This window comes from Williamsia sp. DF01-3 (assembly GCF_023051145.1).
Lineage (GTDB): Bacteria > Actinomycetota > Actinomycetes > Mycobacteriales > Mycobacteriaceae > Williamsia.
This window is the reverse complement of record NZ_JALKFS010000001.1, coordinates 1-25,740: the sequence shown is the minus strand read 5'-3', so window position 1 is coordinate 25,740 and position 25,740 is coordinate 1. Positions and strand designations below refer to the sequence as shown.

At 63.4% G+C, this 25,740-nt stretch carries 31 protein-coding genes; 13 read left to right on the top strand and 18 right to left on the bottom strand.

Annotated elements, in window-relative coordinates:
• Window positions 1-154 precede the first annotated feature (154 nt).
• Complete coding sequence (locus tag MVA47_RS00155) at window positions 155-517, top strand: PLDc N-terminal domain-containing protein (protein ID WP_247206228.1); 363 nt, start codon at window positions 155-157, stop codon at window positions 515-517.
• Between the two features lie 459 nt (window positions 518-976).
• On the opposite strand, the gene MVA47_RS00150 is transcribed toward MVA47_RS00155, so the two are convergent.
• Window positions 977-1,159 (bottom strand): hypothetical protein, encoded by a 183-nt coding sequence (locus tag MVA47_RS00150; RefSeq protein WP_308280445.1) that lies wholly within the window; start codon window positions 1,157-1,159, stop codon window positions 977-979.
• Window positions 1,160-1,448: 289 nt separating this feature from the next.
• On the opposite strand from MVA47_RS00150, the gene MVA47_RS00145 reads away from it, so the two are divergent.
• Complete coding sequence (locus MVA47_RS00145) at window positions 1,449-1,736, top strand: hypothetical protein (RefSeq protein WP_247206227.1); 288 nt, start codon at window positions 1,449-1,451, stop codon at window positions 1,734-1,736.
• 61 nt (window positions 1,737-1,797) lie between these two features.
• On the opposite strand, the gene MVA47_RS00140 is transcribed toward MVA47_RS00145, so the two are convergent.
• Complete coding sequence (locus MVA47_RS00140; protein WP_247206226.1) at window positions 1,798-2,454, bottom strand: serine aminopeptidase domain-containing protein; 657 nt, start codon at window positions 2,452-2,454, stop codon at window positions 1,798-1,800.
• Window positions 2,455-2,596: 142 nt separating this feature from the next.
• Window positions 2,597-3,040, bottom strand: coding sequence for a nitroreductase family deazaflavin-dependent oxidoreductase (locus MVA47_RS00135; RefSeq protein ID WP_247206355.1), 444 nt, complete (start codon window positions 3,038-3,040; stop codon window positions 2,597-2,599).
• 434 nt (window positions 3,041-3,474) lie between these two features.
• Here MVA47_RS00135 and MVA47_RS26865 point away from each other — a divergent pair, with 434 nt between their 5' ends.
• Window positions 3,475-4,578, top strand: coding sequence for a GGDEF domain-containing protein (locus MVA47_RS26865; protein WP_247206225.1), 1,104 nt, complete (start codon window positions 3,475-3,477; stop codon window positions 4,576-4,578).
• A gap of 82 nt (window positions 4,579-4,660) precedes the next feature.
• Here MVA47_RS26865 and MVA47_RS00125 read toward each other — a convergent pair whose 3' ends face one another.
• The 8 genes from MVA47_RS00125 to MVA47_RS00090 all read right to left on the bottom strand — a co-directional run bounded on the left by MVA47_RS00125 (window position 4,661) and on the right by MVA47_RS00090 (window position 12,101).
• Window positions 4,661-5,908, bottom strand: a complete 1,248-nt coding sequence (locus tag MVA47_RS00125) for a DUF3500 domain-containing protein (RefSeq protein ID WP_247206224.1) — start codon at window positions 5,906-5,908, stop codon at window positions 4,661-4,663.
• 278 nt (window positions 5,909-6,186) lie between these two features.
• On the bottom strand, window positions 6,187-6,816 hold the full coding sequence (locus MVA47_RS00120; RefSeq protein ID WP_247206223.1) for a TetR/AcrR family transcriptional regulator: 630 nt from the start codon (window positions 6,814-6,816) through the stop codon (window positions 6,187-6,189).
• Between the two features lie 85 nt (window positions 6,817-6,901).
• On the bottom strand, window positions 6,902-7,330 hold the full coding sequence (locus MVA47_RS00115; protein ID WP_247206221.1) for a winged helix-turn-helix domain-containing protein: 429 nt from the start codon (window positions 7,328-7,330) through the stop codon (window positions 6,902-6,904).
• A gap of 271 nt (window positions 7,331-7,601) precedes the next feature.
• Entirely contained in the window at window positions 7,602-8,249 is a 648-nt protein-coding gene (locus tag MVA47_RS00110) for a GAF and ANTAR domain-containing protein (RefSeq protein WP_247206219.1), read from the bottom strand.
• 134 nt (window positions 8,250-8,383) lie between these two features.
• Entirely contained in the window at window positions 8,384-8,521 is a 138-nt protein-coding gene (locus MVA47_RS00105; protein WP_247206218.1) for a hypothetical protein, read from the bottom strand.
• A 95-nt stretch (window positions 8,522-8,616) separates the two neighbouring features.
• Window positions 8,617-9,552: an NAD-dependent epimerase/dehydratase family protein gene (locus MVA47_RS00100; RefSeq protein WP_247206216.1), complete on the bottom strand. Its 936-nt coding sequence runs from the start codon at window positions 9,550-9,552 to the stop codon at window positions 8,617-8,619.
• A 48-nt stretch (window positions 9,553-9,600) separates the two neighbouring features.
• Window positions 9,601-11,166: a succinic semialdehyde dehydrogenase gene (locus MVA47_RS00095; protein ID WP_247206212.1), complete on the bottom strand. Its 1,566-nt coding sequence runs from the start codon at window positions 11,164-11,166 to the stop codon at window positions 9,601-9,603.
• Between the two features lie 8 nt (window positions 11,167-11,174).
• Window positions 11,175-12,101 carry an acetoacetate decarboxylase family protein gene (locus MVA47_RS00090; protein ID WP_247206211.1) on the bottom strand — a complete coding sequence of 309 codons (927 nt, stop codon included), beginning with the start codon at window positions 12,099-12,101 and terminating at the stop codon, window positions 11,175-11,177.
• A 183-nt stretch (window positions 12,102-12,284) separates the two neighbouring features.
• Here MVA47_RS00090 and MVA47_RS00085 point away from each other — a divergent pair, with 183 nt between their 5' ends.
• The 3 genes from MVA47_RS00085 (at window position 12,285) to MVA47_RS00075 (ending at window position 14,799) form a co-directional block, all read left to right on the top strand.
• The gene (locus MVA47_RS00085; protein ID WP_247206209.1) at window positions 12,285-12,875 is read left to right on the top strand and encodes a TetR/AcrR family transcriptional regulator; all 591 of its coding nucleotides are present in this window, start codon (window positions 12,285-12,287) and stop codon (window positions 12,873-12,875) included.
• Between the two features lie 123 nt (window positions 12,876-12,998).
• Window positions 12,999-13,967 carry an alpha/beta hydrolase gene (locus tag MVA47_RS00080; RefSeq protein ID WP_247206208.1) on the top strand — a complete coding sequence of 323 codons (969 nt, stop codon included), beginning with the start codon at window positions 12,999-13,001 and terminating at the stop codon, window positions 13,965-13,967.
• A 148-nt stretch (window positions 13,968-14,115) separates the two neighbouring features.
• Window positions 14,116-14,799, top strand: a complete 684-nt coding sequence (locus MVA47_RS00075) for a type 1 glutamine amidotransferase domain-containing protein (protein ID WP_247206207.1) — start codon at window positions 14,116-14,118, stop codon at window positions 14,797-14,799.
• Window positions 14,800-15,183: 384 nt separating this feature from the next.
• On the opposite strand, the gene MVA47_RS00070 is transcribed toward MVA47_RS00075, so the two are convergent.
• The 3 genes from MVA47_RS00070 to MVA47_RS00060 all read right to left on the bottom strand — a co-directional run bounded on the left by MVA47_RS00070 (window position 15,184) and on the right by MVA47_RS00060 (window position 17,331).
• Window positions 15,184-15,777, bottom strand: coding sequence for a hypothetical protein (locus MVA47_RS00070; RefSeq protein WP_247206206.1), 594 nt, complete (start codon window positions 15,775-15,777; stop codon window positions 15,184-15,186).
• A 92-nt stretch (window positions 15,778-15,869) separates the two neighbouring features.
• A complete protein-coding gene (locus tag MVA47_RS00065; protein WP_247206204.1) occupies window positions 15,870-16,340 on the bottom strand; it encodes a hypothetical protein in 471 nt (156 codons plus the stop codon).
• Window positions 16,341-16,581: 241 nt separating this feature from the next.
• Complete coding sequence (locus MVA47_RS00060; protein WP_247206203.1) at window positions 16,582-17,331, bottom strand: hypothetical protein; 750 nt, start codon at window positions 17,329-17,331, stop codon at window positions 16,582-16,584.
• 208 nt (window positions 17,332-17,539) lie between these two features.
• On the opposite strand from MVA47_RS00060, the gene MVA47_RS00055 reads away from it, so the two are divergent.
• Window positions 17,540-18,031: a hypothetical protein gene (locus MVA47_RS00055; protein ID WP_247206202.1), complete on the top strand. Its 492-nt coding sequence runs from the start codon at window positions 17,540-17,542 to the stop codon at window positions 18,029-18,031.
• Window positions 18,032-18,044: 13 nt separating this feature from the next.
• On the opposite strand, the gene MVA47_RS00050 is transcribed toward MVA47_RS00055, so the two are convergent.
• The 3 genes from MVA47_RS00050 to MVA47_RS00040 all read right to left on the bottom strand — a co-directional run bounded on the left by MVA47_RS00050 (window position 18,045) and on the right by MVA47_RS00040 (window position 20,927).
• Window positions 18,045-18,254 (bottom strand): helix-turn-helix domain-containing protein, encoded by a 210-nt coding sequence (locus MVA47_RS00050; protein WP_247206201.1) that lies wholly within the window; start codon window positions 18,252-18,254, stop codon window positions 18,045-18,047.
• A 298-nt stretch (window positions 18,255-18,552) separates the two neighbouring features.
• Window positions 18,553-20,184 (bottom strand): hypothetical protein, encoded by a 1,632-nt coding sequence (locus MVA47_RS00045; protein WP_247206200.1) that lies wholly within the window; start codon window positions 20,182-20,184, stop codon window positions 18,553-18,555.
• 128 nt (window positions 20,185-20,312) lie between these two features.
• A complete protein-coding gene (locus tag MVA47_RS00040; protein WP_247206199.1) occupies window positions 20,313-20,927 on the bottom strand; it encodes a cold-shock protein in 615 nt (204 codons plus the stop codon).
• Window positions 20,928-21,403: 476 nt separating this feature from the next.
• Here MVA47_RS00040 and MVA47_RS00035 point away from each other — a divergent pair, with 476 nt between their 5' ends.
• The 6 genes from MVA47_RS00035 (at window position 21,404) to MVA47_RS00010 (ending at window position 25,197) form a co-directional block, all read left to right on the top strand.
• A complete protein-coding gene (locus MVA47_RS00035; RefSeq protein WP_247206198.1) occupies window positions 21,404-21,586 on the top strand; it encodes a hypothetical protein in 183 nt (60 codons plus the stop codon).
• Window positions 21,587-21,599: 13 nt separating this feature from the next.
• A complete protein-coding gene (locus MVA47_RS00030; RefSeq protein WP_247206197.1) occupies window positions 21,600-21,959 on the top strand; it encodes a hypothetical protein in 360 nt (119 codons plus the stop codon).
• A gap of 87 nt (window positions 21,960-22,046) precedes the next feature.
• Window positions 22,047-23,690 (top strand): ParB N-terminal domain-containing protein, encoded by a 1,644-nt coding sequence (locus MVA47_RS00025; protein ID WP_247206195.1) that lies wholly within the window; start codon window positions 22,047-22,049, stop codon window positions 23,688-23,690.
• Window positions 23,691-23,818: 128 nt separating this feature from the next.
• The gene (locus tag MVA47_RS00020; protein WP_247206194.1) at window positions 23,819-24,100 is read left to right on the top strand and encodes a type II toxin-antitoxin system RelE/ParE family toxin; all 282 of its coding nucleotides are present in this window, start codon (window positions 23,819-23,821) and stop codon (window positions 24,098-24,100) included.
• A 58-nt stretch (window positions 24,101-24,158) separates the two neighbouring features.
• The gene (locus tag MVA47_RS00015; protein WP_247206193.1) at window positions 24,159-24,452 is read left to right on the top strand and encodes a HigA family addiction module antitoxin; all 294 of its coding nucleotides are present in this window, start codon (window positions 24,159-24,161) and stop codon (window positions 24,450-24,452) included.
• A 535-nt stretch (window positions 24,453-24,987) separates the two neighbouring features.
• Window positions 24,988-25,197 carry a hypothetical protein gene (locus tag MVA47_RS00010; RefSeq protein ID WP_247206192.1) on the top strand — a complete coding sequence of 70 codons (210 nt, stop codon included), beginning with the start codon at window positions 24,988-24,990 and terminating at the stop codon, window positions 25,195-25,197.
• Window positions 25,198-25,266: 69 nt separating this feature from the next.
• On the opposite strand, the gene MVA47_RS00005 is transcribed toward MVA47_RS00010, so the two are convergent.
• The gene (locus tag MVA47_RS00005) at window positions 25,267-25,674 is read right to left on the bottom strand and encodes a hypothetical protein (RefSeq protein ID WP_247206191.1); all 408 of its coding nucleotides are present in this window, start codon (window positions 25,672-25,674) and stop codon (window positions 25,267-25,269) included.
• Between the last annotated feature and the right edge of the window lie 66 nt (window positions 25,675-25,740).

The following is a 25,740-nucleotide window of genomic DNA, read 5'->3' as shown; positions in this document are numbered from 1 at the left end:
GCTATGACGCAGGGAGGTTCGCGGCCAGGACCACTACACCGACGGGGGCTCTTTCGCGTCCTACGAACAGTTGAAAGTGCAGGAGTGTACGAGTTCTGTGCGTTCGATGTCCGTGTGAGACAGTGGATCTGGAAACTATCGCTGGGGGGTACCGATGCCGTATCTGGGTGCGATTGTGCTGATGGTGATGATTGCGGCGCTGCTCGACATTGTGGGCAGTGAGGCCGGCGTTCGGGGGTTACCGCGGTGGGGATGCTTGCTCTTGGTGCTGGTGCTGCCGTTGGCGGGGTCGATCGTGTGGTTCATCGCCGGCAGACCAGTATCGGCCGGCTACCGGCAGCAGCGGTCGGGGTCGGGCCGGGCGAGTGCGTTGGGGTTTCCCGGATACGACGAGCCGGGCCGGTTCGAACCCGCAGACCCCGCTGCTGATGCGGAGTTTTTGCGGCAGGTCCGCGCACGCGCTGAGACGCAGCGCCGCCACGCCGAACTCGAGCGACGCCGCGAGCAGAACGAATGAGGGGCCGGGGTCCTCTGAGGCCAGGGAACCGTAGATGGCCAGCACCACGGCGCCGGATGATCAGGGGCGGCGATCTTGCGATCGTGCTGACAATGGCCAGTGTGGTGGGACTGATCATCGGCGCTTTGGTCCTCGTCGAACTCCTGGGGTGAACCCGGCGCTCAGCCACATACCTAGTCCGCCACGACCGCCGAACATTCTGCCAACCGGTGTCAGCCTCCCGCGCACGAGGGCATTGAGGTGCACCGTCACAGTGTGACGGAGATACGCCAACTGCCCTCGAGCACCACTGCTGCCGGCGGGCAGCCGAGCACTCGGTGAGGATGGGTGCGGCTGGTTGGGGCTATCGGCGTGGCTGGTGGACGATGCTCTGGGCTGCCTGGTCGACTGCTCGGGCTCTCACTGCCACACGAAATCCGCGACCCTAGTGCTAGGGTCGCGGATTTCGTCATCAGGCTGCTAGTCGGCGAGTTTGGCGACGGCTTGGGCCCAGAGGAAGTACTTGTTGGTGCCCAGATCGCGCACGGTCTTGACGTTGAACGCGTCTTTGAGGTGTTGGGCATCTCCGGGGCTGACACCTTGGAGCGCCTCGACGTATTCATTCTTATTGGCGTAACTGATTGTGTCGCAATACGTTGTCACCAGAGCCGAAACACTTCTGACTTGCCTTCGCCGGCGTCGGCACTCGGCTGTCGAGCGGCGCCGCGAACAGAACGGCTGACTGGCGGCTACACCCCGATGAGGCCGAGATCAGCGTTGACGATGCGGTCGAGGGCCTGCTCGTCCTTGTCCGCCGGCGCACAAACCATTAATGTAAGCGGCACGCACATGCGCGGACGGGGGCTATGCCCTAAGACGCGTTCGGTCTTCATTGATTCCGAGGCCTCTGCGAGTGGTGTCTGAGGTTACTTCCCATCGAAAAGGATGCGTCATGTTCAAGTCACACCAGCCGAGCAGCGTGCCTGGTCCTGCGCAGTTGAGCGTGCACAGCCGGGTGCGCGTGCAGCTGCCCGATGGCGCTCAGCTCACCGGGGTGATCTTCGAGGACTTCGCTGACCTGTTTCCTGCTGATGGGACAGAGGTCAGCGTGAAGGTCGGTGACAATCATCGGGTGCGGTTGCGCCGGTGGGGCATTAAGGCTGACGACGGCACCCTGGTTTTCGCTGACGACGCAGACCTCACCGCACTTGATTCGGCCGCACCAACAGAGTCGAAGTAGAACGCCACCCCAACCGGTGGCGGCTCCCCCAGACACCGACAATTGGCAAATAGGCCGCCTATTACCTGTTGTCGGCAGCGATACCTGACGAAGCTTCTTGTTCGCCGCCGACACCGCTCCACCACCGGACGATGTGTGCGACCACGTCGGCACTACCTCGGACCCAACCGATGTGGTCGTTACTGCTTGCCGCTGTGACGTCACCGTGGCGGTAGTGCCACCGAGTCACCGCCGTGGGTGCGAATAGCCGCCGGGCAAACTCGTCCACCGAACTGGACGGAGCCATGTTGTCACCATCGAAACTGATGCTGAGTGTGGGCGTGTGAATCGGCTGTGTCGAGGGGTATGGGGGGCGTCCGGTGACCACGATGCGGGCCCATTCACGCATTAGGGTTCGTGCACCCGGGGCGCCGAATGCTGGTCGAGGTAGGTAGCCGAACACCCCGGTCAGTAGGGGGACGACCACCGCTGCCATCAGTAAGAGTTGTGGCCATTGCCGCAGGGGGTAGGTGCGGTGGTGTGGGAGGGCGGCAGCGACGGTGATAACGCCATCGACGCCAGCGTGGGTTGTTTGGTGACCCGCGACGAGCTGACCGCCCAGGCTATGACCCAGCAACACAATCGGCCGGCCAGGATGCTGTGTGCGAGCCCGCGCGACAGCGGCATCGAGGTCCTCGATCTCGTCGCGATAGGACCAGTCCTGGTCCCGTCCGGCCACCCCCCGTTGTCCTCAAAGCCTCGGCGCGGTAACGCGTGAGCGATCCACCCGTGCTGTTCGAACTCGGTGATCAGCGGCCGATAGTAGCGTGAGCCGATTGCCATGGCGGGTGCGACGAGAACAACCGGCGTGCTGGACGCACTCAACTGACGAACTCGCACACTACGATCGGAATGTCGCGGGTGGTTCGCTGCTGATAGCTGTCATAGCCCTTGTAGGCTGCCACGATCTGCGGCCACAGCTGGGCTTTCTCGTTCGCAGTGGCGGTGCGGGCGTACACTTTTCGTCGGCGCCCGTCGGCGACCACCTCCGCATCGGGATGCGCCTGCAGATTGCGATACCAATCGGGATGTCTGTCGTCGCCTCCTTTCGAGGCCACCAACACCATCTGGCGCTCATCGTGCACCGGGGACGTCAGGTAGCAGGAACGAGATAATCCCGACCGCCGTCCGATGGTGTGCAATTCGACCACTGGCATCCCGAAGGGTCGATCCAACAACCGGTTGCCGGTCACTGTCAGAATCACCCGATGGGCCAGGTTCATCGACCTGGCCGCCCGGTCGGCTAGCCAGTGCCTGCCGTTCATATACCCCTCACCTGCCAGTGGAGCTGCCGCGCAGTTCGCGCGGCGGCCGAGCACACTCGCACGCTACCCACGTATGTGAGCAACGTCAACATGCGACGTGGTCTGGCCGCCGTTGACCGCGGTAATCGTTGGGGTGAACTACTTCTGGGCCCTCAATTATGATCGCGACGGTCAAAAACGGTGTCCGTCAATAGACCTCACCCTTCCGCATAAGATGACAGTTCGCTCGAACTGCCAGGTGCCCGCTCACTGTTTCTCGCGCAGGCCTCGGAGTGATTGATCAATGTTGTTATGCCAGTGCGTAAGTGATCAGTCGAGCGGGCCGAAGCTGTAGCAGCAGCCACTCTGATCGTCATCGGGGTGTGATCGGCCCGTGGCAGCGGCTAGTGTGATCGTCGTGTAGCCCGTCGGGGGGCGATACTCCAATCGTTCACGTGGCAGGGGAAGGCTGGCGGCTCTATGACCGCTGTTTCAGGCTGGCCGACGGCGCATCGCTGCACGAATACCCCCTCTATGAGGTGGGCCGCGACGCCCGGATGGATCGCACGGTACGGATGGCGGTGGTGTGCGGCAGCGTCAGCCTGGGCGGTGTGGGCGCGGTCGCGGCGACCTGCGGTCTGGCCAGGCCAGGGGCCGCAACGATGGTGCTGTGGGCGATGGTCGCGGTAGCGGTGATCTGCGCAGCGGTGTGGGCGGCCACCACCGTACTGTTCGCGCGACGGTCGGCGGCGACCTACGCCGCTCTCGCCGACCTGTCCTTGGCGGCTGCATTGGTGTGCTTGAACGATGCCTCGGTGATGTTCGTGAGTTGCGGGCTATTCATCATGCTGACTGTCCTGACGGGTCTGCTGCTAGCCCGGGCCGGACTAGTGCTCCACGTAGTGTTCGTCAGCGCATACGTGATCGGTGCAGCGGTGATGGTCGCGCACTCGACTACACGATCGAATTATCTGATAGGCGCCGCCACCGCGATGCTGTTGTGGATCGTGATCGGGCTACCGATCGTGGTCCGGCGCATCTGGCTTGGTCTGAGCCAGGCTGCCGAGCTGGCATCCTTCGACCCCTTAACCGGCGTGCTCAACCGAGCTGGTCTGGTCCGGGCGTACCGGCAATTGGCGCAGTACGCCGAATCCGATGGCGTGGCGATGGTGGCCGTGGCGGTCGACTTGGACAACTTCAAATCAGTCAACGACCGATTCGGGCATGCGGTCGGTGACGCGGTCATTATCGAGGCGGCCCAACACCTTGCCCACCACTTCGGTCGGACGGCGGCGGTGGCGCGCTGCGGAGGCGAGGAATACACCGTGATCGCGACCGGCAATCGAGGCCACCTCGATCACCTGGTGCACTCATTGCCAACCGTCACGCCAGGAATTCACGGGCCGGCGACCACGATGAGTGTCGGGGCCGTGTGGTGTGAGGATGTCCGCTCGGACAACTCGATGCTTCGCGCGATGACCGCTGCAGACCAGGCCATGTATTCGGCCAAGAACCGTGGCGGGAACCGCCTCTACGCAGTGTTGGGTGACTCTCCCTGATGTAAGCACCCGGGCCAGCAGCACAGACAGAGATGAGCGCCGCAGACAGCGCGACTGTGGTCGCTACCGGCAGCGCAGTCAACTAGCCGCTATCGGGCGCGGTGCCGGTGGGTGCCTGCCCGCCGGCAGGTCCGCCGCCGCCCATACCGCTGGCTGCTTGTTGGGTGACGCTGCCGGCGTAGTCGTTGGTGGGATCGCGATAGATGGTGTGGACGTGTCCCCATCCGGAGGTGGTGACGCCGGCGACGTCGGCACCGGCCGATCCTTGTTGAGCGGCGAACTCGATGTAGACGTCGGGGCCGGAGATCTGGAAGTAGATACCGTCGCCTTGGGTCATGTCGTAGGTGGTGGCACCGGACCAGTTGATGTACGTCTCATCCAGGGTGGCCTCGATCGTCGCGAGTGCGTCAGAGGTGGTTTGCTCATCGGCCAATCCGACCCAGTTCGCGATCACCTCGAGAAGCAATTGCCGTTGCTCGTCGGTCAGATCCGCACCGGATATACCTGTGCCCGTGGGGTAGGCGCAGGTACTGCCAGGAGCACACACCATGTTCGCCACCGTGGAGCCCTGATAGAGAGTGGCCTGTTGCTCGGTGGTCAGACTGTTGTAAAACGCGAACGCGGTGGTGTAGATCCCGTCGAACGGTCGCACTTGGTTGCCCTCAGCGTCGGTGTACACCGCGGGTTGAATGCCCAAATGTGTCGGTGCGAACGTGATCTTATCGGTCGACCCGTCGAGGGTGGCGTTGATACCCAAATGGTGTCCACCGAACTGGATTTCCCACGCGCTGGTGTCGGACGGGTCACCGAAGAAGGCAATGTAGTACTGGCCCAGGGATTCTTCGGTGGAACTACTGTTCTCGTGAAGGTACTCGTCGCCGCCCATGATGCCGGTGACCGTCTCGTACCCCTCTTCGCTCAACAGGGCGCGAAGGACCTCCATCGCGGCCGCCTGCTGCTCGTCGGTCAGATCAGCGAGATTGACCCCGGCGCGGTCGACGAAGGTGATCGGAAAGTTCGACCACGACGTCGTCTTCGTGTCGTCGTCGTAGTCGTAGGTGACCTGCTCGCGCTGCTCCGCGGACAGTGTGGCCAAGAACGCGTCGGCAGCCTCAGTGGACGTTGAAATCGTGTCGGCAGTACTTGTCGCATCGTTGGTGGTGATCGAGGTCGAGGCCGAGGCCGCCGATGTCGACGACGCCGTGGACGGGATGGTGGTGGCATCGGTGGTGCAACCACCTAGCAGCAGCCCGCCGCTCAGCAGGGCGGACGCGATGGCGAGGCGACCGCGGTGGACGGAGCGAGTGCAGGCGGAGGTTTGGAACATCATGCTGCACAACGTATGTGCACCCGCTGCACAATCCCTGCGAGCAATCTGGCCGGTTGCTGTGAGTGTGCCGATCACGCCTGGAGCGGGGTCGACGTTGGTCAAGCGGGGTACGAGACCGTTCGCGTGCTCGTCGGCCCTGGGCGCGCACGGAGTCCTGCCTATCTGAGATCGCCTCTGGCAACGGTGACCAGTCGACTGGCTGCCAACGAAGGTCGTTGCACTAGACACTGCTAGCAGGCGCCGAGGGCTTGGACACCGCCCGGTTTATGTTCGGGCGGTCAGGAATTGGAGAGCGCGGGGGCGCGGCTGAGGGCGCGCAGACCCGCGTTCTGTGCCATGGGTAGCAACAAAGTACCGGCAACGGCACGCCAGCGGCGGTCCATCGTCGATAACCCGTGGACCGGTATTGATACCAGCATTCCGCGGGCCGAGGACAGAAGGCACTCGAGGAAAGCGACGGCCTCGGGGGTGGCAGTGCGCAGATCGATGCCGAAGGCGTCGGCCACGGCGGTGTACACGAGCCGGTCGAGCAGCTTGACGGTCGGGATCAACGACGGTTCGCGCCAGGAGTCAAGCCACAACTGCAACCCGGCCAGTGCTTCTTTCGTGGTGAACAGGTCCCACAGTCCGGTGAGATGCCCGAGATCGATCGGCGCATCGGGTTGACCGATGGCACCGAGGCGATTGGTGACGTCCGCGCGGTCGAGGACGCTGACAGAAGCGGCCTCGAGTAGGTGCGCTCGGGTGGGAAAGTGATAGGTCACTGTGCCTTGCGCCACGCCGGCCATCTCGGCCACTGCCCGCGTCCGAACTGATTGATATCCAGCGGTGACCAGACATTGATACGCCGCGTCGACGATGGCCCGTCGCGTTGCATCGCGCCGAGCGGCGCGCGTGTGCCCACTCACGACCTGCTGAACCCTTCTCGATTCCCCGGCGCCAGCGTAACGAATATCGGCCATGTCGGGCGGTGCGAGCTGCCGAGTAGACGTGTCAGGACGAGTGGAGGGTCAGTGAGGGTGCGTCGAGGTCGTCAAGTCGGTATCCCCGGCCGTAGACCGTGTGGATGAGGCGAGATTGCCCGCCCGTCTCTGTTTTTCGGCGTAGGTAGCCGATGTATACCTCGAGGCGGTTGGCGGTCTTGGCGAGAGGGAAATCGCACCCCCACACTCGACGGTGCAGCTCGTCGCGGGTGACCAGTGTGGGTGCGTGGGCGGCGAGAACCGTAAGCAACAAGAACTCGGTGCGCGTGAGGTACGCGACATGGCCACCGCGATAGATGGCCCGGCGCGCGCCTTCTAGCCGGAGCCCATCGCTCCCAGAAGCCACCAGCGCAGGGCCTGCGTCCGCCGCCATTGTTGATGATCGCAGAACCGTACGACGGCGGTCGGCGAGCGTGCGGGCCGTCTCGTCCGAGTTCATCAAGACCATAGTAAGACATTGACCGTTCGAATGAACGGCGAATACGCTAAGTCGCGCCAGTTGAGCACGGGCGGCGCTGAGGCTCACCGTGTGACACCTGCCGGCGTGCCGGTGTGCGGGTGCGACGAGGGGTCCACCTGTCACCACTAGCGCGCTGGCAGGTGCCGGGGCGACGTATTCGGGCACGGCGGGGGCAACGCGCTATCTGACACACCAGTGCACGAATCGTGGACGTGTTGACGTGAACCACGTAGGGACTGTGGCGAGGTCGTCATTCGTCGAGAGGGGCAGGTGGGGCGGTATGGCGTGCTGCGTTGATGAGCTGGGTACAGACCTGCACCAGAGCCACATTGGATTCCTGAGATAGTTCGCTCAAGATGGCGAAGGCTTGGGAGTCATCAATGGACCAGCGCTCCATCAACATTCCTTTGACCTGGCCGATGAGGTCACGCGACTCCAGCGCTCGGTTCAGGCTCTCGAGCCGAGTGGCCGCCGATACCGCTACCGCGGCGTGGGTGGCGAGGACGACTGCGTTGTCGCGGGTCTGGGTGTCGAAAGCGTCAGAGTGGGCAGCGAATACGTTCAGAGCGCCGAATGTTTGGCCGGCCGCGGTCAGCTGAATCGACATCATCGACCGGACCTGGGTGTGCTCGACGATCGCCGCCATCACCGCCGGCCATCTGGTCTCCATGCTCACGTCATTCACCACAACCGGTTCGGACTGTGCGACCGCATCAAAACACGGTCCTTGCTGATATTGGTGGTGCAGCGCATCGATCTGTTCGCAGACTGGATCGTCCGCGCTCAGCGAACCCAATTTGGTGGGACGGCCGCGGCGGCGCTTGGTGACTGTGGTGATGCTGGCGTAGTCGGCGGCCGGCAGGAGTTCGAGAGCCGCTCCGCGCACCTGCTGGAGCACTTGGCCACTAGCGACCGCCGCTCGCGACCCATGCCACCGCAGGGCAAGCTCTGCGACGCGCTGCGGAAACGTCGCGCCGGGGCCAGTGAGAGATGCGTCTGGTACTCGATGCGTCGTGCACGACTGTGGATCAGTCAACTTACTGCAACCCACACGACGATCAGCGCGATCACCGACAACCCGGCCACGCCCACGAGCAGTAGCCGTTTTTCCAAAGCACCGGCAGGTTCGGGTGCCTGCTTCCCGTGGTGGTTTGCGTCGCTGTAGTCCATACCCTCGCTCGTTGCTACCCAGGCAATTCAGACGGTCCTCGGAACCCCCTGGGCGCGATCATTTCACCGTTCATGCGAACGGTCAATGGAGCGGTTCAGTGCCCGGGGCGTTTCTCGGTGAGGAGTTCGGTGATGCCTTGGCGGTAGGTGGTGACCGCGAAGTCGGGGAACCGCGTCGCGAACTTGGTGGAGTCGAAGATGTTGTCGTCGCGGTAGCGTGGCAGTAGTTCGGTGGCTTCTTTCACTGGTTGGTTGACCAGGCCGCCGAGTTTGAAGACTTTCTCGGGGATGGTGAGGTACCCGGTGTTCTTACCGGTGACCTGGCCGGCCACCTCGCTCATGTCTTTGTAGGTGAGCCGCTGCGGGTCTACCGGCAGATGCCAGGTGTGGCCGTAGGCGTCGGCGGTGTTGCCGATCAGTCCCATTGCGCGGCTGGCATCTGGCGTCCAGATGAGTGTGCGTTTGGTGTGCGCGCTGACCGGTACCAGGGGTCGTTTGCCCTCTCGGATGCGGTTGAAGACCGCAGAGTTGGTGAGGCTCTGGGTTTTACCGGGTCCGTAGAACTCGGGTGCGCGACAGATAACGGCCTCGATCGTTTCGCGGCGCATCTGCTCGAGCAGCATCTCCGCGATGTATGCGCGCACCGTGGCCTTGCGACCGATGGGTTCGAACTCGGTGTCCTCGACCTGTGGGGTCGAGGTGCGCGGATACATGTAGGTGTTGTCGAAGAAGACCAGTTTGGTGTTGTGTTGTTGGCACGCGGCGATCGTGTTGGCCATCATCGTCGGGAACTGCTGTTCCCACAGCGTTGAGTCGATGGGCAGCCCGACGGTCAGATAGGCGACCTCGCTGCCCTTGACCGCCTCGGCGGTGGCGTCGGCATCTAACAGGTTTGCGGAGACGAGTTGGTCGGTGTCGTGGACTTTGCGTGGGTTTCTGCTGACCAGCCGCAGGTCTTGGGTGATGGTGTCGTGCAGGTAGTGGGTGAGCTCTTCGGCGATTTGGCCATTGGCTCCAAGGACAGTGTGCATTCGTTCCTCACATTCGATGAATTGCGAAGGGGTGGTGGCGGTGTGTGTCTACACGCCGGGCACCCACTTGAGTAGGCGCAGCGCCCGCGAGGCCACCTGTGCGTAGCGCCGGGCGTTCATGCCATCAGGAACGCCGACGGGCAGCAGTCGCTCGATGGCTATGGTCTGGGACTCGGTGTATTTCACGATGCCGTGTTCACCGTGGCGGCGGCCCATGCCGGAGGCCTTCATTCCGCCCATCGGGGCATCCATTGATCCCCAGGCGGCGGCGTAGGCGTCGTTGACGTTGACGGTGCCGGTCTGCAGTCGCGCGGCCACGCGGTAGCCACGCTGCTCGTCGGAGGTCCAGACGCTGAAGTTAAGTCCGTACTCGCTGTCGTTGGCCTGGGCGATTGCTTGGTCCTCGTCGGTGACGCGGTACAGCGACACCAGCGGCCCGAAGGTTTCGTGGTCGTAGACGGTCATGGTGTCCTCAACGTCGGTGAGGATGGTCGGTTCGTAGAAGAACGGCCCGAGGTCGGGTCGGGCTCGGCCGCCGGCGAGTACGCGCGCACCTTTGGCGACGGCGTCCTCGACATGGCTTGCCACGGTGTCGAGCTGTTTTTGTGACACGAGCGAACCCATGTCGCCGGAGTAGTCGATACCGGCCGAGAGTGTCATCGCAAGGGTGGCCGCGGCGAACTTGGCGGTGAACTCGTTCCAGAGCACGTCCGGGACGTAGATGCGTTCGGTGGAGATGCACAGTTGACCGGTGTTGGAAAAGCAGGCCCGCACGGCCCCGGCGACGGCCTTGTCGATGTCGGCGTCATCAAGAACCAGTAGCGCGTTCTTGCCGCCGAGCTCCATCGAGCAATCGATGAGATGTTCGCCGGCTTGGGCGGCGACCGTGCGGCCGACAGCGGTGGAGCCGGTGAACATGAGGAAGTCGGAGTTCTCGATGATCGGGGTGCCCAGCTCTGATCCCCTGCCGGTGACCACTTGCACCAGGCCGGGCGGCATGCCGGCCTCTTCGAGCAGCTCGACAGCCCACAATGCGGCAAACGGGGTCTGCACATCGGGTTTGGTGAGCACCGCGTTGCCGGCGACGAGCGCAGGTAGGGCGTCGCTGATGCCGAGGGTGAGCGGGTAGTTCCATGGAGAAATGACCCCTACCAGGCCCTTGGGGTGATGAAGTTCCCACACTTTGGTCAACGCCAGCTGCACGCCCTTGCGGCGCTTGGGTCGCAGGTAGTGTGCCGCAGTTCTGGCGTAATAGCGCGAGGCCAGGCATACGTCGAGGATTTCCTCGAACGCGTGGCGGCGGGCTTTGCCGTTCTCGAGTTGGATGAGGTCGAGGACTTCGTCCTGGCGAGCGAGCACCAGGTCGTGAAAGCGCATCAGCACTGCGGCCCGTTCGTCGACCGGCTGCGCAGCCCATGCCTTTTGTACACCGCGGGCACGCTGCGCGGCGGCGGCGACGTCGGCCGGCGTGCAGTGCGGGATCGTGCCGAGCACGTCGCCGGTCATGGCGTTGGTGACCTCGAGGACGTCGTCGGGATCGGCTGCCTGCACGCGGCGGGTGAGGGATTTCAGTCGGCTGGCGTTGACGTGAGGAGAGATCGCGGCACTGTTCACTGGGCTTCTCATTTCTCCGGGAGCGAGACCGGGACGGGGATGTGCAAAGCGTTCTGGCATTCGGTGGCCACATCGAGCCGCAGCGGTCTCATCGGCGACAAGGAGCGCACATCATCGGCCAGGCGGCCCGAACCCAGCTCGAGGTTCACATCCCGCGGCAATATCCGACTGCCTGCAGAGAGCGTGTTGGTCTGGCTCAGCGTCGCGTTCCACGCACCACCAAGCTGTGTATACGAGATCAGCGTGGACACGCTCGTGCCGCTGGGAACCCTCTTCTGTGTGGGCGTGGCCACCGTCAACGCGATGTCGGTACCACCATCATCATTGGCCACCCTCGCATCGACTTCACGGTTGTTGATCTCGACGTCAATATCGGTGAGCCACTTGGGGAATCCGTATCCATCGTGACCACGGACCTGCGCGATGTGGGTATTGACCGGCAGCGACAACACATAGGCGTGCATGGAGTCGTTAGACAGCGCCGAGAGGGCATCGACAGATCCCAAGCTGCCGTGGCGGGCCGGTCGCACGGCAATACCAACGGTGGCCTCGGTGTAGAAATCGATGTCGCACACGTCGTAGCGGAAGAACACCACCGAGAACAATCCGATGCCCGGAGCGATCTGCAACGGATCAAGCTCACCGGGCAGCCGGGATCGCAGCGCCTTGGTCGGAGCCAGATAGACGATCTGCGCCCGAGACATCGCATAGTAAAAGTTTGGGGTCCGGGTCGGCCCGATCGCCGACTGAACCTCGGTCTTGGGCAACGTCCGAAAGAAATCGACACTACGTACCCGCGGGTCTTTGCCGACCTCATCTAGGTCGGTGTCCATGCGGTATCGGTCATAGAGCCCACCCTTGGGAACGCTCACAGTACGGCCACCCAGGTCGACCTCTACTACCTCGATGTTCTGCTCGGTCTTCGACGGCGTCATGGCAACTCCTTGTATGTGTACGGCGCTTACATCAGGGTAGGCTGCAATGTAGACACCGTCAACATTGCTCAATGCGCGAGCGATTCTGCCCAGGGTCGAGCGAAGTCTCCGGCGCTGTTCGCCGGGCCCGTGACGACGGTCATTGAGTCCCCAGCACAATGACTAAGAAAGGAGGACCTGCACATGCCCGCCAGTACCAAGAAGAGTTATCACCACGGTGATTTGCGGGCCGCGCTACTCACCACCGCGATGGGCATGCTCGAGCGCGGTGAATCGTTCTCCATTCGCGCGGTTGCCCGCGAAGCCGGCGTTTCTGCGACTGCGCCGTACCGCCACTTCCCCGACCGTGATGCGCTCGAATCCGCCCTGGCCGCCCAGGGATTGCGTGATCTGAAGGATGACCTGTCCCGCGACCGCGACCTCCCGGGCACCGTGGACGAACTCGCCGACCTCGGCGCCGCCTACGTCGAGTTCGCGTTGCGCCGACCGGCACTGTTTCGGCTGATGTTCGGCAACGAATGCGATCACGAGAGCCAGGAGCGCCTCGAGGCAGCCGCCGCGGTCCACGAACTGCTGGCGGCGGCCATTACCGGGGTCTTTCCCAACTCCGACCCCATCGACCTCGCCCTCGGCGGCTGGGGCCTGGTGCACGGCATGGCCTACCTCTACCTCGATCGCAAGCTCATCAGCTCCTCGATCTACGACACCGTCGCCCAGGTGCGCTCGTCGCTCATCGCCGTTCTCGCAGCCCAGGCGGGAACTAACCGGCCCTGACCCGATCCGGTCGGGCCGCAACCCGTTGACTCTCCCCGGCGCCCGCGTTAACCTCATGTGAGCGATGCACACATTTGAACGCCTCCGACTTCCGCCAGTGCCCAGCACACAGAGGAGAACCTCGTGACTGACCTGCCGACCCCCATCAGCCCCGTCCTCGAGCCTGAGGCGAAGCAGTTGTGCGAACAGACTGACCCGCACCCTCGAATCTATGAGGTTGCGCCGGACGAGGGCCGAAAGATCCTCTCGGACTTGCAAAGTGGTGAAGGTGTCGAGCGTCCCGAGGTCGACGAGCAGTGGGTGGACGTCGACGCCGCCGAGTGGGGCACCGTGCGTACACGCATCATCAGACCGGCAGGGGCCCAGGGCCCGCTGCCGGTGGTGTTCTACATCCACGGCGCAGGGTGGGTGTTCGGTGACGAACACACCCACGACCGGTTATTCCGTGAACTCGTAGTCGGTGCGGGGGCGGCGGGAGTCTTCCCGGTCTATGACCGGGCCCCAGAGAAGGGCTACCCGACCCAGGTCGAGCAGAACTATGCCGTGGGCCAGTGGGTGCTCCAACACGGTTCCGAGCACGGCCTGGACACCTCCCGCATCGCAGTCACCGGCGAATCGGTCGGCGGCTGTATGTCCGCGGTCTTCGCCCTGATGAACAAACACCGCGGCGGCATCGACCTCAAAGCCCAGGTGCTGCTCTACCCCGTCACCAACGCCGACTTCGACACTCCGTCGTACCTACAGTTCGCCGAAGGCTACTACCTCACTCGCGAGGGTATGCAATGGTTCTGGGACGCCTACACCACCGACCGGGCCCAGCGCACCGAGAAGTATGCCTCTCCCCTGCAGGCCTCACTCGAGGACCTCAAGGGACTGCCACCGGCCCTGGTGATCACCGACGAGGCCGACGTGCTGCGCGATGAAGGCGAGCAGTACGCCAACAAGCTGCGCGAAGCCGGAGTCGACGTCACCTCAGTGCGGGTAGCGGGCATGGTCCATGACTTCCTTCTGCTGGACAGTCTGCGAGACACCAAGGGCGCCAACGTCGCACGGCACCTCGCGATCGACGCCCTGAGGACCGCGCTGCAGTAGAGACACGGTCTGGCAGCCGTCTCTCAAGTCGGGAACGACCCACGACTTAGGGTTCAGGCAGGTGTCATGACCCCCTCGTTCGAAGCAGTTCAGACGAAGACCACGGCGACTGCGCCAGCTAACTCCACCAACAGAAGGAAGGGCGGGCATGCCCAGACGCATTCTGAATGTCGTCACCAACGTCGGTCACTACGATGACCCCGAGCACCTGACTGGCCTGTGGCTCTCCGAGCTCACCCACGCCTGGCACGTCTTCGAGGAGCGAGGCTTCGAACAAACCCTGGTCAGCCCAGCCGGTGGCGCCGTACCGTTGGAGCCTCGCGCCCTGAAGTTCCCCAACTACGATAAGACAGCCAAAGCCTGGCGCGCCGACCCAGCCAAAATGGCACTGCTGGAGAACACGCACCGGCCCGAGGACATCAACGCCTCCGACTACGATGCGATCTTCTTTACCGGCGGCCACGCGGTCATGTACGACTTTCCCGACAGCCCTGGCCTGCAGAGCATCACCCGCGAGATCTACGAACGCGGCGGCATCGTCTCCTCGGTCTGCCACGGCTACTGCGGCCTGCTCAACACCCAACTCTCCGACGGCTCATACCTGATCGCCGGTAAGAAGATGACCGGATTCGCCTGGCAGGAAGAGAAACTGGCGCGAGTCGACAAGCTCGTTCCCTACAACGCCGAGCAAGCCGCCAAACAGCGTGGCGCGCTCTACGAGAAGGCCAAACTACCGTTCGTCTCCTACGCCGTCGTGGACGGCAATCTCGTCACCGGCCAAAATCCAGGATCCGCCAAAGAGACCGCCCAAAAGGTCGCCGCACTCCTCTGACATCGGCAGAGATCGGTGGGAGGTGGCCGCCTGGACTCCGACCCAGAACTCGAGGCGCCGGCGGTGCACACCACGGCGGGCGTTACGGCGCTGAAGGTACGCGTTTCGGGTGCCGCCCACTGGATACTTCACAAGTCGAAGCTCTGACCGCACTGGTGAAGCCCACCTGACGGCCCAGTAAATCAGTTGTGGCTCCCGTGACGAAAGATGTTGCAGCGCAATGCATTAAGCCGATATCAATGATTATGTCAAGTAAACTTGACAACGTACTGGTGGGGATCCCGCGCTCGTCATCATCCTGGTTTGCGGCGAGGCCCCTTCGGGCCCGCGAACCGAGTCAGCCAGGCAAGTAGACCCTCTAAGCACTAAGTTGGTCGAAACGCCTCACTCCACGACTGGCGTCGGAGCCTTTCCGTAACGGCGCAACCACCGCTGGCCATCTTCATCGTCAAATGCGATATCAACCCACACCTGGTCACCAATCTCGGCGAAGTAGAGAACCTGTGTTTCCTGTTGCGAGGAAACCACTTTGGGGAACGTGTCCCTCATACCTGCCTGTTCTTGTGCAAGCCTCGCCCTAAGTTGGGGAAGGCTAGACAGCTGATCTGCCATCATTCCCCCGTACGCACTCAGATCTGGCATTCCGCCCTGTGGAAATCCCTGCATCCACGGGTTCGCCTGCATCTGCTGCGCACCGATGGCTCCAAGTCCCGGCGACAAGAACTGCGGAAGGAGGCGCGCGAAGAGGTCACCAAGGGAAATGCGCTGCTTCGCTGGCACACAATCACCACCTGTGCGGTTCCCGTCGGCGTCGACGAGATAGACATCGACGACAAGATCGGTAATCGGGCCCCGAGTGCCGTTGTGCACCTTGACAGTCCACAACCTATCGTCGATCGGTGTCTGCTCGACCCACGCGGTGACGGCTCGTACTCGCCCCTTGTTCCCACTGTCGACGGGGCTCTCGTAGTTGTTCATCTGTGTGATGTTGTCGCGCCCAGCGGTCACATTAGATTGTGACGATGTCATGGAGTTGCGCGCATCGGTAGCAATGTCGTCTGCCGATGCGCTTAGCGAGGGTGGGGCGGCTCACCAGGGGCTGTCGCGCGGACGCCGGAAACCGTGATGTCCCCGCCCGCGGAGACATCTTCTGCTCGCACGCCGGTTCCGCCTCCAGTATCAACGTCAGTGATCGCGATGTTGCCGACAGCGTCGACTCTCGTCAGCTCGACACCAACGGTCGCCGCGGCTCCAGGGGCATGCTCAGCAACCTGCCGCACGAGCTCCTGGGCGAGGGCAAGCAAATCCGCGTCCTCCGCCGCGCCGGCCTGCCCCAGTTTCTTCGCGAGAAGCTGTCGCCGCAACTCTTCGTCAGGCTCGGACTCCACCCCCTCGACATCGGCGGCCGCGCGACCGTACCGGGTCGTGATGTAGCTCTTCAAGGCCCCGTAGGCGTCAGAGACAGCACGCTGCGCTGTCTCACGAGCACCTTCCGATGCGCCCAGCGCAACCGCAGTCGCAATCAGGGTCAGAGGATCCACCGTGCACGCCCTTTCAAGTCGGGACCTGTCGTCCACTCCGACACTATTTTATCGCACATACGATCGAATAGGGTCAGACCGACACGACCATGTACCAGGTTCGAAGTACCCTCCGCCGCCTTATCCGTCGTGAGTAACGGACAGAACCTCGAGCTACCGCAACACAGTCGTCACGTTAGGTGCAAAACGGGCCCGGACGGCAATCGTCCGGACCCGCTGTGGTGATGGTTGGTGAGCAGTGTTACTTGATGCTGGGGATCGGCACATTTTGGTCGAATAACGACCGAATGAACGTGTCGTCGGCAGCCTGCCACTGGTTAGGATCTAAGTCCCCCCAGGGGATTCCGGCCACCGTGCCGTGAGTCGTGTACTGCACTGAGTACACAAACTTGTACTGAATGCCCAGGTAATTGGTGCCACCCTTGTTGACAACGAGGTAGTTGATCGGCGTGGCACTTTCGATTTTCACCCGGTACTGACGGGAAAAACCAACCTTCAGCGTTCCGCCCTCACCCTGAGTGGTGCCAAGAAACCCCACTTCCGCTTTACCCGTCGCCGGGTTGACCGGCAGCACGTTCTTCGACCATCCACCCACGACCTTGGGGGCCTTCGGGTTGATCCGGACCGTTTGGTTCCAGTACCCCCTGGGCGGGTTGTTGGGGTCAAGCCCGGCCTTTGGAAGTTTCTCCGATGTCACCCGAACGGTGTAGCCGTACGCCGGGCCGATACTCGGAACGCCGCTACGCGTCGCGTAATTCGGCTCTCCCGGCAGCCCAGTACCGTCAATCGATTGGACCTGCTCGAAAGGCCCCGCGATCAAGTCCGGCTTGGCCGGGACCAGCTGATCAGCCCCCGCAAACCCCACACCCCCCAAGGTCAATACCGCGGCCGCCGACACCACCGTCAACGCACCCCCTACTGCACGCGATCCCGCATTCAGGCCCCATCCCGCACTCATCCCCGGCATAACGATTTCCTTCCATAGCGACACCAACAGACGCCTCGACCCACACAAGGATCAAGACGAACTGCCCAAAAGTGTCCGACGCCAATCTGACACCCTGCACATTACCCAGAGATCGCCCTCATGCGTTGTAGCGCTACCAATGCCGCCACTCGCCCGCCGGGATCAAGAACGGGCAGTAAGCCGTTCGACCGACCACCATCCCAAGACTTCTGGCCCTGCAACACTTGTGGCCATGACCCGGTACCGCGTGTTCTCACTCGCCCGCATCACCGGCCACGCTGCGTGGTGGGTCTTTATGGTGGCGACAATGTTTGCTGGCGGCATCACCTGGACGGGTGTGAGCAGATACGGCAACTACATCGGTGCGACCTCTTTCACCAAGGAATATGGCTGGACGGCGTATACCGGGTTGACCGACTCACCCGTAGGCATCGCCAACTTCGCAAGCTCGTCGTACGACCCGTGGACCGATCCTGAGTTGTGGTCAGCGATCGCGTTCGGCGCGGTACTCATCGCCGCTGTCGTTGAGGCGATCTCAGCACGCAAGGTGCTACCCGGAATTGTGACGGTCGCCGCGCCGTGCGTGGCGTTTGGACTGCTGCTGCTGGCCACTCCCGGTGTCCTGGACACCGTCGAGTTCGACACGATCCTCACCATGGGCGTGGTGTTGATCGCTATCGCGGTGCGAGAAATATGGGCTCGACGACTCGCCCCGAAACTATGACACCGGCGGGTTGCTAGTCCGGGATAAGGCCCGACGCCCTCACTCCTAGGTGGTCAGCAAGGCCGTACAACGTACCGACCGTGATGTTCTCCCGGCCGGCCTCGATACGAACCACATGAGTTCGGTGGATCCCCACCGCCGCCGCCAACTGCGCCTGCGTCAGGCCGACAGCCCCCCGCGCGGCCTTCACCCGCTTGCCCAGCTCAACTAACCGCTCATTCACATGTTAATCGGGGATCCGGCAACGACGGCGACTGTTCAGGCCACCGCCATCGTGTTGCCGGTCGGCGCGGCCGCCGCGACGGCGACAGGAGTGGGCAGTGCCTGCGCGTTGGGTTTTTCCACTGTCACCTCGACATGGGTCGTCGTGATAGTCGCCGTAGTCCTGGTCCTGACCATGACATTTGCGGTAGCGCGGGCGATCGGCATCAGGCGAGCGTCGTAGGTCAGAGCGGAAACACCAGGGGCCTCAGACGTCGTGAGATGCAACCACGCCCTGTGCGCGAGGCGGGGGTGGCGGGTCAAATCAAGTTGGCGTGTCGGGCTCTGGCGATGGCGGAGGTGGCTTTGAGAATGGTGTCTGTAGGCGAAAGTGGTTGCGGTGAGGGGGTGTTGGGCCAGAGGAGGAGTTGGTAGGTGTCGATGTGGTCGCCGGTGTCGGCGCCGTGGGCCTGGTCCATCCCTCGGGCATTGAACCGCAATCGGTAGTGGCCCAAAGGGATTGCGAGTTCGGCAGCAGCCCCGTCGAAGCCGGCCAGCATCGTGACTGGCGTTTCGACGTGGTAGTCGAGTTCGACAATCTCCTCCCAGTGGTCGCTGTCGACGGGGGGCCGGGTGGGCGTGAGGATCACTTCGACATCGACGGTACCGGTGTGTAGGCCGGTGTGGACGTGCAGCAGGGGTGCGGCGGCGGCCCCGCACAGGCCGTTGGATTGGCCGGAGAACGGTTCGGCCTTGTTGTTGGGCACGGGAAAGTCCGGGAAGGCGGTCAGGGTGAAAAAGCCGTAGTGCACATGCACCGGACCGGCGTAGAGGATCTGTTCAGTGTCGATGACCGCGGCTGCGTTGATGGCCGCCGCAGCGCGGCGGGCCTCTTCCTGCATTGTGGCCGGGGGAATGACCGTCGGGACCGACCGCTGGATCTGCCGTGCTTCAGTGTCGGGGAGTGGCTGCTCGGTATCGATCGCGTAGGTCCAGTGGTCATCGGACCAGGAATGAGTGTGCGCGTGGCGCATTGCGACCAGGAACGGCCGGCGAGTGCCGACCGGCCAGCGCGACAGTGCGCCGTCGAAGCCCGTTGAATCGAAGAGAGTCAGATGTAGCGCCCACGTGTTCGGGTCCCCCTGCTCTAGGAACGTCTGCAGGTCTGGGCGCGGCCATGTTGTCGGGATGAAGGTCGGGATCTGTTCGAGAACGGTTTGGTGGGCAGCAATCTCTGCTTGGCGCTGCTCTTCGAGAGCATCAGCGTCGGTGTACTCGCCGTCCCACTCGAACACAGTGGGATCGATGGGTTCGTCGAGCACCACGTTGGAGACTTCGACCGTGTTGTAGGGCTGGCCGGCGTCGCGTCCGATGACAACACCTGTTTCGGCATCGAAGGTGAGGGTCACCGGTACGGGATGTTGGGTGACCGCGGGCATCACACACGGAACTGTCCACCCAGAGCGGCCGCGCACGGTCACAGCTTGCGCAGGACCGGTGGGTTCGAAGTGTCGCCTCTCGGCGTTTTGCTGAAATGCGCCGGTCATCGGGATGAGTCGTGCGTGTCCGACTTCGGCGTTGCCAGGGCTGGGCTCCGGTGTCGTGGGTTGTTGGGCCGGGGGCTGCGGGGCGGGCCATCGCCGATGGGCCACCAGCAGCTCGCTGGGCGGCTCCAGGCGTGCATAGATGGGGCCACCAGGTGTCCACTCGGTGATGCGATGGCGGTGCAACGAGGCGCCGGCGCGCCGATATGCGTACTCGTCGTTATTGATCCGCTGCACCGTCCCGTCACCATCTTCGACGCGCCACCAATTCGGTGGCGCAAACCAGACCCGTTGCGATGTCCAGCCCATCGCCGCATTGCCGGCATAGTGCACCACCGCCTGAATCGTCCGACCTGCGGTCGCGCGATTCATCTCGATCAATTCATCCCACGAAGGAACCCCAGTCACGATCGCACCCTAACCGGGGACAAGCTGACACAGAGTGGCTAAAGAAATGTCGGTCCCGCATCGAGACCTCCTTGCATTGGAATGCCTCCGGATGAGTTGCCGTGGGTCCACCCGCGCAGTATCACGGGTCAGAGCCCTACGACTGAGGCTGCCCGAAAGTCATACCCATCCTGTTTGGCATGCTCGTAGGTGAACTCGACGGCCTGTCCAGGATCCAATTTGCGGAAGCCGGTGCCAGCGACCGTAGAATAGTGCACCCATGCACCACCCGGGGTTGCGTCGGAATCGATTACGCCCCAGCCTTCTTCGTCGATCCAAAGCCGCACCGTGCCGACGGTGGTGAACAGGGCAGGCGGATCGATCTCGGGTATCTCGAGACTGTCGAGGTCGGTTTCTCGCATCACTGTCAACCCATCGGGGCCAGGATCGCCGACGCTGTTCCACAAGCTGGTGGAGAATGCCCCCGTCTGGCGGGCCGGCCGTGCACCGGCAGTGCCCCGCGGCCAGGCCTTCTGGACGAGGTAGCGCAGACCCTCGACCGGCTGGGCAGCTTCTGACCACTCGAACTCAACCTCGGTACCCGGTCGCAAGCCCATTGCCGCTACGGGTTGGCTCAGATCAGTGACAGCCTCCACCCTGAGCGAATACCCGCGCACGTAGGCCCCACCCGGAGTGTCATCAGAGTCGACGACACCCCACTCATCATCGAAATGCCACACGCGCACGACCCCGATCGACGACATGACGCCAACGGTAACCCCAGGAGCCGGTCTAAAGTTCTATCGCGCCAGCCCGATCGCTCTGATGCTGAGTCTTCGTCAAGCTTCGCTTGCGTTCCCGCATTGAGATCCACCCAGCGTCCTCACGACTAGACCCCTCCCCTGGCCGGCCACCACACCCCCCGTGGTGGCCGGCCTTTGTTGCCCGCTGCGCGGTCACCTACTCGGAGCGCCTTCGGCGCACAGTGACACCGGCCTTCGGCCGGAAGATCCCTTTGCCCTTCTGGCCGTCCGATCATGACCGGCGTCGTCCGCCGCACAAGACCTGGCTCCGCTGCGCTCCGGCCTGCCGGCTCGAAAACTTTTTCAACCCGCACTCGCTGCGCTCCCTGAAAAACTTTCCGCCCACATCTTGTGCTCTGTCCTCCTATGCCGGTCTTTATCTCCCTTGCCAGAAGGGCAAAAAAGTTGGCGGACACGACAACCCAGGGAGGCACGCCATGTTCTATGACCCGTTCATTGCGATGGAGCACGTCTACAACCACACGAAAATGCCCGGTGATCCGGCCTACACCGATCTCGACGATGACACCAAGTTCGTCCTGTTCGACCTCGCGGTTAACAGCCCCGAGGCCCATGTAGCCGCCGCCACCGTCCTCGACCCCACCCACTTCACCCACTGAGAAGGAGCACCCCATGACCATCGACACCTACACCGAACTCGACGCCCTGACCGTCGCCGCCCCGAACCTGGCAGCAGTCCGCATGATGGCCGGTTTACGCGGAATCAGCTTCCACCAGGCCATGATTGCCCAGGCTGAAGAGTGGGCCACTGCCCTGGATGAGGCCATTGAACGGGAAACCGCCGAGGCTGCGATGTACATCCGGCGGGGCGAGTCGACCACCCACCCGAACCAGCGCGCCGCCTGGCACACCGAAGCCACCAAGCACCTGGACGAAGCCGCCCGCCTGTCGAATGTCCGCGTGATCGCCGCCTGCATGCTCGCCGACACCGACACCAACCCCGTCGACCAGGCACCCACCAACCCCAGATAGCGAAACCGCTTCTGGCCCATAAAGAAAGCAGCCGGGCCGATTGATGCTCGGCCCGGTTGCTTCTCTCACACAATAGGAGAAAACACCATGGGAAACAACACCGCCACCATCACCCCCAACGCCGAGACCACCGCCGTCGAGACCACCGCCGTCGAGACCATCGCCGCCGCTACCGGGGAGCTGCTGCATATCGACCCGGCCGAGCTGGTCCTTGATGACAACGTGCGCACCGATCCGGTGCTGGGCAAAGACTTCATCGCCTCGGTCGCTACCGGTGTCCGGTTGCCGCTGTACGCCGTCCGTGACGCCGATGGCACCGTGAAGGTCCGAGACGGCCAACGCCGGATGCTCGCCGCCCGTGAGGCCGGTCTGACATCGGTCCCGGTCTATGTGGTCGCGGCCGATCAGGCCGAGAGCGACGACACCGAGCGGACCCGCCGCCGCATCATCGACCAGGTCATCGCCAACGAAGCCCGCGCCGACCTCAAAGCATCGGAGAAGGCCGCAGCGGTCGAGCAACTGTCCTTGACCGGTTTGTCGGCCACCAAGATCGCCAAATCGCTGCACACCAACAAAAAGACGGTCGATGCAGCGCTGGCCACCGCAGCCTCCCAGACCGCCCGCAGCGCGGTCGATGCCGCGAACCTCACCCTGGACCAGGGCATGATCTTGGCCGAGTACGACGACGATCCTGAGGCCGTGACCGAGCTGGTCGCCGCCGCTGCCGAGGGCCGGTTCGACCACAAAGCCGCCGAGCTCAAGGAGACCGCACCGGCACGCGCCGCGATCAGGGCCGCGCGCGATGAGCTGACCGCCCAGGGCTTTACCGTCACCACCGACCGGAGCGACGTTGTTAGCGGCTACCGTCGCCTCGATCAGCTCGTCGACGCCGAAGGCAGCAAAGCCGCCGTGGCCGATCTTGACCCCGATCACCTGCTCGCGCTCGTGTCGGCGCGGTGGCGGACCGAGTACACCAGCGCCGACGGAGTCGCACTCGACCGTGACGACATCGACTGGGACCTCGACGGTGAAGAAGACGCCGACCTCAAGCCCGAAGAGGGCTACCACGATCCGCGCACAGTGACCCGGACCGAAAGCTGCACCGCTGAGGTGGTGTGGTTTCACCGCTGCTACGAAGAGGCCGGATTACTGACCGCGTGGGAGTGGGACCAGCAGAACCGGTCAAGCAAGAAGAGCACCCCGAAAGACCGGCCGCTGACCGAGGCCGAGCAGGCCCACAAAGACGCCGAGACCCGCGAACGACGCAAGGTCAAGACGCTTAACAAGTTGGGTGTGGCGGCGCAGACGGTGCGCAGGGACAAGCTGACCGAGGCCTTCGGCCGTAAAACCCTGCCCAAGGGCAAAGCCGCTGTGGTCGCAGCGTTCCTGGCAACCACGATGTGGCACAACGCCGATCTGTACAACGTCACCCGCCAGGACGCCAACGCCAAGGACATCGCGGCCGACCTGCTCGGCGGCGATCCCATCGAAGCGCTCGACGGAGCCACCGGCGAACGCGCCCAGCTGATCGCTTTGGCGATCACGTGCGCCGCGCACGAGGCGAACCTGCCCAAGGACGCCTGGCGCGGTGGCCACGAGTACCTGCGCAGCATCGGCGAAGGACGCACCCGCTACCTGACGTTCCTGACCGAAGCGTTCGGATACGCCCTGTCCGACATCGAAAAGGTGGTCACCGGCGACATGAACGCCGACGACATCAACATCAGCTAGACAGGTTTGGGGCGGGGCGGGTGGGCACCACCTGCCCCGCCCCCGCCTGCGTCGGGACGGTCGACCAGCGCCCGACCCGAGACCATCCACCACTTGACCCCTGTAACGGTACGCGTTACACTAGAGGGGTGATCCAGTCCTTCCACGACTCTCGAACCGAGAAGGTGTGGCGGCGGGAAGTGGTCAAGAAGTTCGACCCTGACCTGCAACAGCGCGCCTACCGCAAACTCCTGGCCTTGCACGCCGCCGACCGGGTGTCAGATTTGCGGATCCCGCCGGGGAACCGACTCGAAGCGCTCAAAGGCGACCGGGCCGGGCAGCACAGCATTCGCATCAACCAGCAGTGGCGACTCTGTTTTACCTGGACTGCACACGGACCCGCCGACGTTGAAATAGTCGACTACCACTAACCCAAAACCACATTAACACACCAAGAACGACGACTACCGATCAGAGGTAACGCCCATCATGACCACCACAGCCCACCCCCCGATCCATCCCGGCATCGTGCTGTTCGAGGACTACATGCAGCCCATGGGCCTGTCGCAGCGCCGACTGGCCGATCTGATGAACGTCCCGCCCCGGCGTATCAACGAAATCATCCACGGCAAGCGGGCCATCACCCCCGACACCTCGCTGCGCCTGGGCAAAATGTTCGGCATCAGCGAGACGTTCTGGCTCAATATGCAAACCCACTACGACCTCGAAGTTGCCAAAGAAACCACCGACCTGTCCACCGTCAAAGTCCTCGAAGACGCCTAACCCCGACCCGCTACAACGTCCTGGCGGACATCAACTCAACGCAATAACGATGCGGGACAGGTGAGACGACCTGTCCCGCTTCGTCCCGCGATGGCCGCTCAGATGGGCAATGTCAGTTCGTCCTGCTAGCGTGCTCACCGAGAGCCTGGCCAACCGGACCATCCCCCCGGTCCTGGGACCACTCCCCCCGGTCCCGACACGTTTCTCCCCAGACCTGTGTCGCGTTGGCCAGGCTTCTCTCCCCCTCAGTCCGCGTTATCGGACCTGGCGGTCCGAGCTTCGCCCTGGTGGTCACCTAAAGGGGCGCGCGCCTTCTCATGGTGGCTGGCCGGGGACCCCGACCTGTCAACCCACGCCCCGGCGCTCTCGCCCGTTCTCCGCTGCGCTGCGCCCGTGCGCTCCAACCACTTTCACACCCGCACTCGCTACGCTCGCGTGAAAGTGGCTTCCGGCCGCCGGGACTCTTCGGGGTTGACAGCCCACCCCGCCCAGCCCGACCGCGAGGCGTCAGCGCCACCTACCGAAAGGGCCAATCATGAACGTCTACGCCACCATCGACGGAGTTCAGTACGGACCACTGACCGTCACCGAGGCCGGCCTGGTCCACCGGGTCGGACTCGTCGACGTCGAGATGGCAGACGGGTCGATACCGACCGCCCAGACCTATCTGAGCCCCACCAAGACTCAGACGGTCGAGTTGTTCCCCCGCACGATCGGCTACTGGGGCCTCGAGGTAGCCCCCTAAACCCGGCCGCCGCCGGGCCTGGCCCACCCAACCCGGGGTGGGCCTTTTTGGTGTGTTGTTGGCGCCCGGTCACATGCAGATTCGGAGGAAGTCGGTGGCTCCTGGTCGTAGCTGAAAGCGTCTCTTCTGTCCTTTGGCCTCGAAGACAGCGGACGTCTCCGACACCCGCGTCATCACGCCCGTCTGATGGGGGTCAGACCATCCCGGAGGTGAACTGTTCGAGACTATTTCGGAGGGGGCCGCTTCCCAGTACTGGCCGGCGAACTTAGCTTCGCCCGCCCCGCAATGGGTGTACAGGTTGTAGCGATAGGCAGTGCCGATCTTCACCGCCTCAGGTGCCGGTTCCCACGGAGCGTCGCACCCCGTCACACAGGCCGTGGTCTCAGGTGCTGGTTCCGACGGTGCGCCGCATCCAGCGAGGCAGACGACCACTAGCGCGGCCATCGACAGCCTGCGTGCCCCCGGATGAATCGTCATGACCTGACAGTAGGTCAGCGACCTTCTGGATGATCGAGATCCTGCGCGCCGGTGATGCAATGGGCA